At 38.3% G+C, this 12,810-nt stretch carries 11 protein-coding genes and 1 pseudogene; 7 read left to right on the top strand and 5 right to left on the bottom strand.

The window, feature by feature from the left end; translation table 11 throughout:
* Nucleotides 1–2: 2 nt before the first annotated feature.
* From QM865_RS07790 to QM865_RS07775, 4 genes are all read left to right on the top strand, one after another.
* Complete coding sequence (locus QM865_RS07790; protein ID WP_004254425.1) at nucleotides 3–275, top strand: PspC domain-containing protein; 273 nt, start codon at nucleotides 3–5, stop codon at nucleotides 273–275.
* Nucleotides 276–647: 372 nt separating this feature from the next.
* Nucleotides 648–1,406 (top strand): ABC transporter ATP-binding protein, encoded by a 759-nt coding sequence (locus QM865_RS07785; protein ID WP_000173372.1) that lies wholly within the window; start codon nucleotides 648–650, stop codon nucleotides 1,404–1,406.
* 1 nt (nucleotide 1,407) lies between these two features.
* Nucleotides 1,408–3,396: an ABC transporter permease gene (locus tag QM865_RS07780; RefSeq protein WP_414306386.1), complete on the top strand. Its 1,989-nt coding sequence runs from the start codon at nucleotides 1,408–1,410 to the stop codon at nucleotides 3,394–3,396.
* An 86-nt stretch (nucleotides 3,397–3,482) separates the two neighbouring features.
* Nucleotides 3,483–4,940 (top strand): IS1182 family transposase, encoded by a 1,458-nt coding sequence (locus QM865_RS07775; RefSeq protein ID WP_414306385.1) that lies wholly within the window; start codon nucleotides 3,483–3,485, stop codon nucleotides 4,938–4,940.
* 110 nt (nucleotides 4,941–5,050) lie between these two features.
* On the opposite strand, the gene QM865_RS07770 is transcribed toward QM865_RS07775, so the two are convergent.
* Entirely contained in the window at nucleotides 5,051–5,746 is a 696-nt protein-coding gene (locus tag QM865_RS07770; RefSeq protein WP_414306384.1) for a VIT family protein, read from the bottom strand.
* A 164-nt stretch (nucleotides 5,747–5,910) separates the two neighbouring features.
* On the opposite strand from QM865_RS07770, the gene QM865_RS07765 reads away from it, so the two are divergent.
* Together QM865_RS07765 and QM865_RS07760 are read left to right on the top strand one after the other, a co-directional pair.
* Nucleotides 5,911–6,612: a response regulator transcription factor gene (locus tag QM865_RS07765; protein WP_414306383.1), complete on the top strand. Its 702-nt coding sequence runs from the start codon at nucleotides 5,911–5,913 to the stop codon at nucleotides 6,610–6,612.
* Nucleotides 6,609–7,487, top strand: a complete 879-nt coding sequence (locus QM865_RS07760; RefSeq protein ID WP_414306382.1) for a sensor histidine kinase — start codon at nucleotides 6,609–6,611, stop codon at nucleotides 7,485–7,487. The genes QM865_RS07765 and QM865_RS07760 overlap by 4 nt, the downstream gene beginning before the upstream one ends.
* Before the next feature lie 38 nt (nucleotides 7,488–7,525).
* Here the strand turns inward: QM865_RS07760 and QM865_RS07755 are convergent.
* The 4 genes and pseudogenes from QM865_RS07755 to QM865_RS07740 form a co-directional block, all read right to left on the bottom strand.
* Nucleotides 7,526–8,280: pseudogene (locus QM865_RS07755) on the bottom strand (ABC transporter permease).
* Between the two features lie 10 nt (nucleotides 8,281–8,290).
* Entirely contained in the window at nucleotides 8,291–9,199 is a 909-nt protein-coding gene (locus QM865_RS07750; protein WP_265478054.1) for an ABC transporter ATP-binding protein, read from the bottom strand.
* Nucleotides 9,200–9,329: 130 nt separating this feature from the next.
* Nucleotides 9,330–10,139 (bottom strand): Cof-type HAD-IIB family hydrolase, encoded by an 810-nt coding sequence (locus QM865_RS07745; RefSeq protein WP_414306381.1) that lies wholly within the window; start codon nucleotides 10,137–10,139, stop codon nucleotides 9,330–9,332.
* 269 nt (nucleotides 10,140–10,408) lie between these two features.
* On the bottom strand, nucleotides 10,409–10,696 hold the full coding sequence (locus tag QM865_RS07740) for a DUF3270 domain-containing protein (RefSeq protein WP_049523747.1): 288 nt from the start codon (nucleotides 10,694–10,696) through the stop codon (nucleotides 10,409–10,411).
* A 614-nt stretch (nucleotides 10,697–11,310) separates the two neighbouring features.
* Here QM865_RS07740 and metK point away from each other — a divergent pair.
* Complete coding sequence (gene metK, locus QM865_RS07735; protein ID WP_414306380.1) at nucleotides 11,311–12,501, top strand: methionine adenosyltransferase; 1,191 nt, start codon at nucleotides 11,311–11,313, stop codon at nucleotides 12,499–12,501.
* Nucleotides 12,502–12,810 lie beyond the last annotated feature (309 nt).

Here is a 12,810-nt window from a genome sequence, read left to right as displayed (position 1 = left end):
TCATGAACAGTAAATTTTATAAAATGAGACGAAATCGCATGATTTCAGGAGTTCTGGCAGGTCTGTCAGATAAGTGGAACTTTGATGTTACCCTTGTTCGTTTCTTGTTTGCCATTTTTACAGTTGCAAACTTTGGACTTGGCGTGATTATCTATATCATCCTAGCTTCTATCATGCCTACCAAGGAAGAAATCGAAGCAGAAATGTACGGAACAGGCCCACGCAAACGCAAAGAAGTCCAGGCCATTGACGATAATGAAGGCTGGTTTTGGTGAGGTAGAAACAGTTATTTTACTGTTAGTCTATGAATTCGACTAATCTATTTTAAAATTTTTGAACCCTTGTATCTGCAAGGGTTTTCTTCTTACTTTCTTTTTATGGTAAAATATTTTTAATGAAATGGCTACATTTCCCCCAATCTTACAAAAATGTAAGATTAAAGTCTCTTTTGTAAGGTTAGGTTATGGCAAGCGGTCTTTTTTTGATGTAAACTAGACTCATAAAGAACAAAGGAGTAACATCATGAAACAAATCTTACATAAGAAAACAAGAAAACCAAGCCACAAAGATATCGAGCGCGTTCAGCTGGGATGCGCTATGATGCAAGCAACATTTCATTTGATGGGATATTAAGAAAGGAGATTCTCATGACACTTTTAGATGTAAAACACGTTCAAAAAATTTATAAAACTCGTTTTCAGGGCAACCAAGTAGAGGCCCTCAAGGATATTCACTTTACCGTGGAAAAAGGTGACTACGTTGCCATCATGGGTGAGTCTGGTTCTGGTAAATCAACTCTTCTCAATATTCTAGCTATGCTGGATAAACCAACTCGTGGTCAGGTTTACTTAAATGGAACTGACACAGCAACCATTAAAAATTCACAAGCTTCTAGCTTCCGTCGTGAAAAATTAGGCTTTGTCTTCCAAGACTTTAATTTGCTAGATACTCTGTCTGTTAAGGACAATATCTTGCTTCCGCTTGTCTTGTCAAGAAGACCTATTACGGAGATGATGAAGAAATTGGTGGTGACAGCTGAGAATCTTGGTATCAACCAATTGCAAGAGAAATACCCTTACGAGATTTCTGGTGGTCAGAAACAGCGTGTAGCAGTAGCCCGCGCCATCATCACAGAACCTGAAATTCTCCTTGCGGATGAGCCAACAGGGGCCCTTGACTCCAAATCATCTGCAGCCTTACTTGATGTTTTTGATGAAATCAATGAGCGCGGCCAAACCATTCTCATGGTAACCCACTCAACAGCAGCAGCTAGCAGAGCTAAACGTGTACTCTTTATCAAAGACGGCATTCTTTACAATCAAATCTACCGTGGAGAGAAGACAGAGCGTCAGATGTTCCAAGAAATCTCTGATACCTTGACTGTCATGGCAAGCGAGGTGAATTAGTATGTTTCGATTAACCAATAAGTTAGCGGTATCGAACTTGATTAAAAACCGCAAACTCTACTATCCTTTTGCGCTGGCTGTTCTCTTGGCAGTCACTGTCACCTATCTCTTTTACTCTCTAACCTTTAATCCTAAGATTGCGGAAATCCGTGGAGGATCAACCATTCAAGCTACTCTTGGATTTGGTATGTTTGTCGTCACCCTTGCGTCAGCCATTATCGTCCTTTATGCCAATAGTTTTGTCATGAAGAACCGTTCCAAGGAACTAGGAATTTATGGCATGTTGGGCTTGGAGAAGCGTCATCTTATCAGTATGACCTTTAAGGAGTTAGTGGTATTTGGGATTCTAACTGTTGGAGCGGGTATCGGTATTGGAGCCTTGTTTGACAAGTTAATTTTCGCTTTCCTACTCAAACTGATGAAATTAAAGGTAGAACTAGTCGCTACCTTCCAAATGAATGTTGTCATTGCAGTACTTGTTGTCTTCGGTTTGATTTTCCTAGGCCTCATGTTCCTGAATGCCCTTCGAATCGCCCGTATGAATGCCCTCCAGCTCTCACGTGAGAAAGCTAGTGGTGAGAAAAAAGGTCGTTTCCTACCTCTCCAAACGATTCTTGGTTCGATTAGTTTAGGGATTGGCTATTATCTTGCCCTTACGGTAAAAGATCCTCTTACAGCCTTAACAACCTTCTTCCTAGCTGTTTTGCTGGTTATCTTTGGTACTTATCTTTTGTTCAATGCAGGGATTACCGTTTTCCTTCAAATCTTAAAGAAAAATAAGAAATACTATTACCAACCAAATAACCTCATCTCTGTTTCCAACTTGATTTTCCGTATGAAGAAAAATGCAGTTGGACTAGCAACCATCGCTATCTTGTCAACAATGGTTTTGGTAACCATGTCAGCAGCGACAAGCATTTTCAATTCCGCAGAATCCTTTAAAAAAGTTCTAAATCCTCATGATTTTGGAGTTTCAGGGCAAAATGTTGAAAAAGAAGACTTGGACAAACTCTTGAGCCAGTTTGCAAGTGACAAAGGTTATAAGATTAAAGAAAAAGAAGTGTTTCGTTACACTTACTTCGGTGTTGCGAACCAAGAAGGAAATAAGTTAACCCTTTTTGAAAAAGGACAAAATCGTGTCCAACCCACAACAGTTTTCATGGTATTTGACCAAAAAGATTATGAAAATATGACTGGTCAAAAACTGTCTCTATCAGGAAATGAGGTCGGACTCTTTGCCAAGAATGAGGGAGTTAAAGAACAGAAAACTCTAATTCTGAATGATCATCAATTTTCTGTCAAAGAAGAATTTACTAAAGATTTTATTGTCAACCACGTTCCAAATCAGTTTAATATTTTGACTGCTGATTACAATTATCTTGTTGTACCTGATTTACAAGCCTTTTTGGATCAATTCCCAGCTTCGGCTATCTATAATCAGTTTTACGGTGGCATGAATGTAAATGCCAGCGAAGAAGAACAACTCAAGGTCGCTGACGAGTATGATAAATACCTCGATCAGTTTAATGCTCAATTAAACACGGAAGGTAGCTATGTTTACGGTAGTAATCTATCAGATGCTAGTACTCAGATGAGTGCCCTCTTTGGTGGTGTCTTCTTTATCGGTATTTTCCTATCTATTATCTTTATGGTCGGAACCGTTCTGGTCATCTACTACAAACAAATTTCTGAAGGCTACGAAGACCGTGAGCGCTTTATTATCTTGCAGAAAGTTGGTTTAGATCAAAAGCAAATCAAGCAAACCATTAACAAACAGGTTTTAACTGTTTTCTTCCTTCCTTTGCTTTTTGCCTTCATACATCTAGCCTTTGCCTACCATATGCTTAGTCTGATTTTAAAAGTGATTGGTGTAATAGATACGAATATGATGTTGACTGTAACCTTGTCTATCTGCGCTATCTTCTTCATCGCCTATGTGCTGATTTTCATGATTACTTCTAGAAGCTATCGCAAGATTGTACAAATGTAAAAAAAGATACCTCGACTTCAACAGAGCCTACTGAAAAAGTCATTAAATTGATGGCTTTTTTGTTATACTAGAGATGAGGTGAAATAATGCTTGATAATCAGTTAACTATGGATGTCAGTCCTTATTCTAGTTTGTATGATATCGTGGTTCCTAAAACCCACTTTTTACGTCAGCTAACTGAACTCTGTGATTTTAGCTTTATCTATGATGAACTAGAAAAGAATTATCGTCCCGATTTTGGGCGTAAAGCTTATTCACCGATTATGATGTTTAAATATCTCTTGTTAAAAGATATTTATAAGTTATCGGATGTCGATGTGGTGGGACGTTCCTTGTCAGATATGGCCTTTAAATTTTTTCTTGGTCTAGCTCCGGAGGATTCTGTTATCGAACCATCCTCTCTGACAAAATTTAGAAAGTTAAGAATTAAAGATGACAATCTGCTTGATGTATTGATTCAGAAGTCTGTTCAAATTGCACTCGAACACAACTTGATTAAGAGTAAGATCCTCATTGTGGATGCCACTCACACCAAGGCTCATTATAATCATAAGAAGCCCCAAGAAATTCTTAGGGAGCGCTCAAAAGCTTTACGTAAAACAATTTATCAACATTCAGAAGATATCAAAATAGAATTTCCAAAGAAACCTCAGGAAGATAACCTCGAAGCAGAGTTGACCTATACAGAGGAGTTAATGGCTGTGGTTGAAAAACACGAGGAACTCTTAGCTCTACCGGCTGTTTCTCAAAAGTTCAATTACCTAAAAGAAGCTGTTGATGATGACTTAGAACACTTGGAAGCTTCTGTTAAAGAGGAGGCTAGGCTTGGACATAAGACAGCCGACACCTCTTTCTATGGATATAAAAGTCATATCGCTATGACGGATGAACGGATTATTACTGCTTGCGTGGTCACTTCTGGTGAACAAAGCGATGGGAAATATTTATCTGAGTTATATGCCAAAACAAAGGAAAATAGTCTGGACATCGAGACTATTATTGGTGATGCGGCTTATTCAGGAAAGGACAACATTCAACTAGCTCGCAAAGAAAAGATTCATTTGGTGTCAAAACTGAACCCTTCAGTTTCAAAAGGTTACCGTAAAGAAGAGGATGCGTTTGAATTTAATAAAGATGCAGGGCTATTTGTCTGTCCAGAAGGACACATGGCTGTTCGCAAAGCAAGGACAGGAAAAAAATATCAAAATAAGAATCAAGTTGTCACTCATTACTTTGACATTGAGAAGTGCAAGAGTTGCCTTTCCAAGGAAGGGGGTTATAAGGAGGGGGCAAAGTCTAAAACTTATTCAATAACCATTAAGAGTAACGACCATCTTTTCCAGAAGAAATTTCAGGAAACACCGTATTTTAAAGAAATGGCCAGACATCGCTATAAAATCGAAGCGAAGAATGCCGAACTAAAACAGAGACATGGCTTTGATGTCGCAAGGGCATTGGGTCTTTTCAACATGGAGTTACAGGCAGCCACAACCATCTTCGTGGTCAATATGAAACGAATTATGACCTTAATAAATACAAAATAACCGAGGAACTCGCTCAAATTAACGAGAGATTCCTCGGTTTTCATTTCATTAAAAGTAAGAGACCTATTTTTTCAGTGGACTCACTTCAACATCGAGGTATTTCTTGTATTTTAAATGCTGAAAAGTTGTCCGAGCAGGAAGGTAACTCCCATAGTTAAGAGACCAATAGCAAGGTTCCGAATCATAGCTGTTTTGGTTGGGGCTTTTCCAAGTTTGGCACTAGTGTAACCAGTGAGAAGAAGGGCCACACCGACGATAAGGACAGTAGCAGGGATGCGGTAATCACTTGGGAAAATGGTCACTGACAGCATTGGTGGTAAGCTACCAAGGAAAAAAGAAATAAAGCTAGAAATGGCAGCGTGCCAAGGAGTGGTAAATTCTTCATACTCTATCCCATATTTTTCCTCTACCAGAGCCTTGAGTGGATTTTTAAGAAAGGCCTTGTTGGTCAAGAGTTGAGCAGAGGTTTCACATTCTCCATTTTGGATATAAGCTACATAGAGAGACTTTTTTGCTAGTTCCATATCTTGGTCTAGCAAGAGTTTCTCACGCGCAACGGCTGCTTCCTCGGTATCTTTTTGAGTTGAAACGGATACATATTCTCCACCAGCCATTGAAAAGGCACCGGCCAAAATAGCTGCAAAACCTGATAAAAAAATAATCCAGATATTGCTCGTAGCACTAGCAACCCCAATAACCACACCAGCAATGGAAATAATCCCATCGTTAGCACCAAGAACACCAGCACGCAGGATATTTAAACGACCTGCAAAATTTGAATCGATTTCGTGATTTGTTTCTGACATACTATTCTCCTTTTTATCCAGTATAAAGGAAAAATATAAGGAAATCAATCTTTTAAAAGTATCTGAAAAAAGTTGCACGATTTTAATGAAAAAGAGGAAAAAGCTTTTCTGTTTAAGCTTTATCAATAAAACATGCTATAATAGTTGCAGAAAGGTTGGTGTTTATGGCTAGGATATTGGTTATTGAAGATAATAGTGACATTCAAGAGATTTTGCGAACACTTCTTACTGAGGAGCATGAGGTGATTCAAGCCTTTTCAGGAACTGAAGGCATCATGCGTTTTGACCAAGGTGGGATTGATCTCGTTTTGCTAGATATCATGCTTCCTGGGAAAAATGGGGATCAGGTTTTAAAAGCCATCAGGGAACAAAGTCAAATTCCAGTCATTATGCTAACAGCTTTGAGCGATAAGAAGTTAATCAGTCAATACCTCTTAGACGGTGCCAATGATTACATCGTCAAACCTTTTGATTTGGACGAAGTCTTTGCCAGAGTTACTGTTCAATTACGTCAAAGCGTAGAAAAACAGCCTATGGAAATAGGAAAAACTGAAAATCTGCCACAAAACTTGAAAAATATCCAGTTTGATGCCGAAAGTTTTGAAATCAAAAATAGTCAGGAAACGATTCGCCTTGCCAAGAAAGAATGCTTGATTCTCCAAACTCTCCTTAAACACCCTAAGAAAATTTTCACCAAGGAAGAACTTTATGAATTGGTCTGGGAGGATAGCTACCTACCTGGAGATAATACTCTCAATACGCATTTGAGTAATCTTCGTAAAAAATTAAACCAGCTTGACCCAAATCAAGAATATATTGAAACCATCTGGGGAGTTGGGGTAAGATTAAAAGGAGACAAGCAATGACCTACATGATAATTTTTGTCCTACTAGTACTCCTAATTATTTTATCGATTGCATTGATTCGCTACCATCTAGCACTTAAAAACTTGAGTCAACAGATTGAAGACAAGATTCTCACAGGTAGTATGAAAAGAGTCGGAATCAGCATTTTTTCCAAACATTTTTTACAACTCTACCAGCAGATTGATAATCTATTTCAGGAAGTAGAGCAATCTCGATTGGTTATGAAAAGGGAAAAGCAGACTCTGGATATGGCCATCAGCAATATCGCCCATGATATTCGGACGCCTTTGACTATCGCGTCAGGCTACACCCAACAATTGATAAAATCTCCTGAAGATAAATTAGAAACCCTACAAAAAATAGCCCAGCATCTTGATTTAGTTTCCAAACGTTTGGAGGCTCTCCTAGAATATCGTCGTTTGATGGAAGGAGCTGTCAAACCGAAACTGGAAGAAGTGGATTTTTCAACTTTTATCACCAAAAAGACTCTGGCTTATTATGATGTTTTTCAGGCGGCAAATATCACGCTTGATTTTAAGGTTGAAGCTGGTTTAACAATGAGGACTGATGAAGACTTGCTGGATCGCATTTTACAAAATTTGCTTGGAAATGTCCTCAAGCATGGTAAGGAAGAAGCGCGTCTATCTTTGAGAAAGGAAAAGGAACAGCTTGTCTTAGAGATTGCAAACCTTGTTAAACAGCCCATCAAAAGAATAGAAAATCTCAGCAATCGTTTTTATTCTGAAAATCTATCTGATACGGAAGAATCCTCTGGTTTAGGCCTTTATATCACTGAGGAATTATGCCATCTTCTTGGTGCAGAGATGAAACTAAGCACAGATGGGCAGTGGTTATCGGTTTTTATTCACTTTTAACGAAATAAACCTCCTCTGTAGGCTAGAGGAGGTCTTTTTTATAGACTTTTCTTTTTGAAAACTGCCAGTCCACTTAGATTAAAGATTACAATAACAGCTAAGGTAACTATAAGTGTATAGAAAATGGATTCACTATTAGCAGTCATAGCATAGAAAAACTGCAATGATAAATATGGCAAAATTTTGATACTTGGAAAAATGAGCATTGGCATAGAAAGTAAGATAGAGCTGACCAAATATCCAATAAATACTGCAAGATAAGAATGACTAACATAGAGGATGAAGGAAACAATGGAAAGCCAAGCAAGGAGGCAAAGGAATTGAAGGGAAATGGTTATCAGTAGATTGCCAATAAAGCCATCAGGCATATAGTTCCAAATCCATTTAAGATCGTTGCTGGAATAAAGGTAATCACAAGGCTGATGATAAGTTGCAAGAGTGCAATACAAGCCACTACAAAGGCTTTGGCAAGGAAAAACTCGGTACGAGAAACACCCACTGTTAAATTATTTTTATAGAGCTTTCCGATTAAATCAACACCGAGAACTAGACAAGTTAGAACAATACAGAGAAAAACGAGGTTTGAACCTTGACTAGATGCATTGATAAGTGCTTGTACACCGTCCCAACCATGGGTTTGAATTTCTGGTTTTTCTGTCTGGATTGCCATCAGATGACCAGTAGCTCCTATACTTGCTCCCATTAGCATGAGAGTAAAGAGAATAAATTCTGTAATCCAGAATCCTTTGGAACGGAAAAGACGGTAAAAGTCTGCTTGAATGGTATGTATCATGATTTTCCTCCTATTCGACCAATTGAGTGAAGTATTCTTCTAGGTTTTGACGGGCATAGTAAATCTCGTCAATGGCAACATCTGCCAAGGTTAATTCCTTGAGAATCTGTTTGACATCTTGTTCTTGACCAAAGATATGGATTTCATTTTCTGGATTAACAACCTTGAACTGGAGCTGGATTTGTTCTTTCAATACTTGACAAGCTTTCTCTTGGTCGGCTGTCTTAAGCACAATATAATCCTCACTTAGTGTTTCAAATTCAGCTTTGCTGATTTCACGGATAATCTTGCCTTGATCTAAAATACCAAAACGATTAGCTAGGAGGTATAGTTCTGACAAGATATGGCTAGAGATGAGAATGGTTATCCCTTGTTCTTGATTGAGTCGTTGAATCATTAGTCGAAATTCTTTGATACCGATTGGGTCGAGACCGTTGATAGGTTCATCTAAGATTAGGAAATCTGGTTTGGATAGGAGGGCAATGGCGATACCAAGTCTTTGTTTCATTCCTAGCGAGAAATCACGAAAGACTTTCTTACCTGTATCTGGCAAACCTACATAATCCAGGGTTTCTCGAATGACTTGATCAGCATTTGGAATATGGCGAATCATACAATAATATTTCAGGTTTTGGTAGGCTGTTAAGTGATTATGAGCTACAGGTGATTCAATAACAGAACCTACTCGAGATAGAGCCTTGGTCCACTCATTTTCCGTTTGGCTAGAGAAGAGGGAAACAGTTCCTTTATCCGCAAACAGTAGTTGCGTAATGATTTTTATCAAGGTGGTTTTCCCAGCTCCATTCTTTCCTATAAGTCCATAAATATCTCCCTCTCTTATCGTTAGATGAAGATCCTGAAGAATAGCTTGTTTATCGAAGTTTTTGGACAATCCATGAATGTCAAGTACTGTTTTCATGATTCTCTCCTTTTTATTTATTTTGATAACTTTAGTATAAAGCATAGAGATCAAAGAAAGCTAAAGGATTTCTAAAGTTTTAGGAATTCTTAAATATCAAAACCCAGTTGACACGAACTGGGCTTCTTAATTATAAAATATATTTCTCAATGGCACGCGCAACACCGGCTTCTTCGTTGCTGGCTGTAACATCATCAGCTAGAGATTTGACATAATCGCTGGCATTTCCCATAGCAATGCCCAGCCCTGCAAACTGGAGCATTTCGATATCGTTATTAGCATCGCCCATGGCCATGATTTCTGAGGAATCAATCTTCAAAATATCTGCTAGTCGAGAAAGAGCAGTAGCCTTGGTCGTACCAAGTGGCATAGCTTCATAAATGACAGGCTGCGAACGAACTCCACTAAAACGTTGGCAGAGTTCTGTAGCAAAACGCTGCTCAAAATCGTCTGTTTGTTCTTTTGTTCCTAAAAACATACCTTGGAACATCCGGAACTTGCCACTAGTCGCTTCCTCAAGAGAAATTTCAGTCAGGTCTGAAAATACTAGTTTAGCATCATTTTCAATAACTTGATTGGGCTTGCCACCGAGAACAAAATAATGTTCCTCATCAAAAAGAGTCAACTGAACATCGCTTTTTTCAGCTAGGTCATAGAGGTATTCGATGTCAGCTGGACTGAGTTCTTGCCAGTCAACTAGTCCCCAGTCACTTGTCTGGTGAGTTGAACAACCGTTGTTAACAATCACATACTCATTCTGGAGATCAAGCCCCAGTTTTTGATAGTAGGGGAGAACACCGAAAAGCGGGCGACCCGTACAGAGAACCAGTTTGACACCTTTTTCAATGGCTTGGTGAATGGCAGTGATGTGATCTTGTGGGATTTCCTTGGCTTCATTGAGGAGGGTTCCGTCCATATCCAAGGCTAGTAGTTTAATCATAGATTTTCCTTCTTTATCTTTTGGTATTATTATAGCATATTTTAGAAAATAAAATAGTAAAAGGGACGAGACTAATTAATTTTACAGTTTAGGATGTTTGGAGAACATTTGTTAGAAAAGGTTACACGTTATTCAATTAAGTAAATAATTATATTTGGCAAGCTGGTCAAAAAAACAGAGGATTTAAGATGAAAAATGTGTTATTCATCTTAAATCCTCTGTTTTCCTTAATTTTTTACAAATCAACTTGATTAGACATGGGGTATGATTTATTTTCTAAATTTTCGTTTGATAATAGAGCGTTGGATTTTTAAAACAAGTAAGCTGGATACTATTGCTGCAGGTAAGGCGAGCACAGTTGTTAATTTTAATGACAAAAAGATAAAACTAAAGATGGCAATGCAGACACAAAAAACAGCGATATTGACAAAAAATAAAATTTCTTTGAGATTGCTATCAGCTTGTGCTTCAGGTGTATAAGCTTGATAATGAGGAAGTTGCTGGTTTAATTCTTCTTGATAGTCTACCTCATAGGATTGTAATTTTCTTACGGGCATGATTCTCTCCTTAACAGTACATACCTATTTTATCATTTTTTCGGCAGAGAATTATTACAGAAAGGTTACAAAAAGAATAAAGTCCCTTTTCATTTTCAAACCATTGTTCAGGACACGATAGTTTAAAAATAATAGTACGCATAATATTAAGGTTGTTAAACACCTATTGAAAATAGATTAGTAGAAATTGAAACAGTACATTAATACTCTTCAAAACAAGTTAGCGTCATCTTGTATTAGGTATATATTACTAATTTAGTCAGTTTTATCTACAATCAAAAAGCTATTCTTTGATTTTTATTGAGTATATAGACTGCAAATTGCGTTAAAAAATGATATAATGGTAAAGTTATATAGTCCCGATAAGATGGTAGGTATTCAGAACTAAGGAGTTTTCCTACTAGTACTTTGTAACTCGCAAAGAATGACGGCTCCAAAGTAGTCGCTCGTCATTCTACGATTGTCGCTATAAGGCGGTCACCCTATGCGCCTTACTAGCTTCAGAAATAAAAAAGTATCGTTTTTATTTCTTTCGCGTCGTAACTCTTAGAAAATGAAAATACCTATCAGTACTTTGTAACTCTATAACACTATTTTTAAGGGGGGACATTTTTATGTCAGAACGTAAATTATTCACGTCTGAATCTGTATCTGAGGGGCATCCAGATAAGATTGCAGACCAAATTTCAGATGCGATTTTGGATGCTATTTTAGCCAAGGATCCAGAGGCGCACGTTGCTGCTGAGACAGCTGTATATACTGGATCTGTCCACGTTTTTGGTGAAATATCTACAAATGCCTATGTGGATATTAACCGTGTGGTTCGTGATACCATTGCAGAGATTGGCTATACCAATACCGAGTATGGATTTTCTGCAGAGACTGTAGGAGTACATCCATCTTTGGTGGAACAATCTCCTGACATTGCTCAAGGTGTTAACGAAGCCTTGGAGGTTCGTGGGAATACAGACCAAGATCCGCTTGACTTGATTGGTGCTGGAGACCAAGGGCTCATGTTTGGATTTGCAGTGGATGAAACAGAAGAGCTCATGCCATTGCCAATTTCACTCAGTCATAAATTGGTTCGTCGTCTGGCAGAACTTCGTAAGTCTGGAGAAATTAGCTATCTCCGTCCAGATGCAAAATCACAAGTTACAGTTGAGTACGATGAAAATGACCGTCCAGTACGTGTGGACACAGTCGTTATTTCAACTCAGCACGACCCAGAAGCTACTAATGAACAAATCCACAAAGATGTGATTGACAAGGTCATCAAAGAAGTTATTCCAACTTCTTATTTAGATGAGCAAACAAAATTCTTCATCAATCCGACTGGTCGTTTTGTAATCGGTGGACCTCAAGGAGACTCAGGTTTGACTGGTCGTAAGATTATCGTGGATACCTATGGTGGCTACTCTCGTCATGGTGGCGGTGCCTTCTCTGGTAAAGATGCGACTAAGGTGGATCGTTCTGCGTCATATGCGGCTCGCTATATTGCAAAGAATATTGTTGCAGCCGGTCTTGCTAAAAAGGCAGAAGTTCAATTGGCCTATGCTATCGGTGTTGCCCAGCCTGTTTCTGTCCGTATCGATACCTTTGGTACAGGAAGAGTAGCTGAAAGCAAGCTTGAAAAAGCAACTCGTCAAATCTTTGACCTTCGTCCTGCAGGGATTATCCAAATGCTGGACCTTAAGCGTCCAATTTACCGTCAAACAGCGGCTTATGGACACATGGGACGTACAGATATTGACCTTCCATGGGAACGCTTGGACAAGGTAGATGCTTTGAAAGAAGCAGTCAAATAAAATCTTGAGAGGGGGACTTCCCCTCTTTTTTACTGATAAAACATTTCACATACAAATATAAGACTATAATTAAGTTAGAAATGATAAAGCTAGAAAGAAGTTTACTGCATAAAATCTGTACAGTAAGATTAAAATCATGAAAAAGAAAACAATAGCAATTATACAATGTATTTTGTATCTCATAGCTTCTTATATAGCTCTTCAGTTGTGTAGTATTAACAGAAGTTTAGTGGGTGAATTCTTTTTCATTCTGGTTTAGTATTTGGAAACTAGAAAAAGCACTAGATAATGATTCACAATAATAACTCC

Origin of the sequence: Streptococcus mitis (assembly GCF_047462815.1) — a bacterium.
Lineage (GTDB): Bacteria > Bacillota > Bacilli > Lactobacillales > Streptococcaceae > Streptococcus > Streptococcus mitis_DO.
The sequence above is the reverse complement of the archived record's forward strand: the minus strand, read 5'-3'. Positions and strand labels throughout refer to the sequence as shown.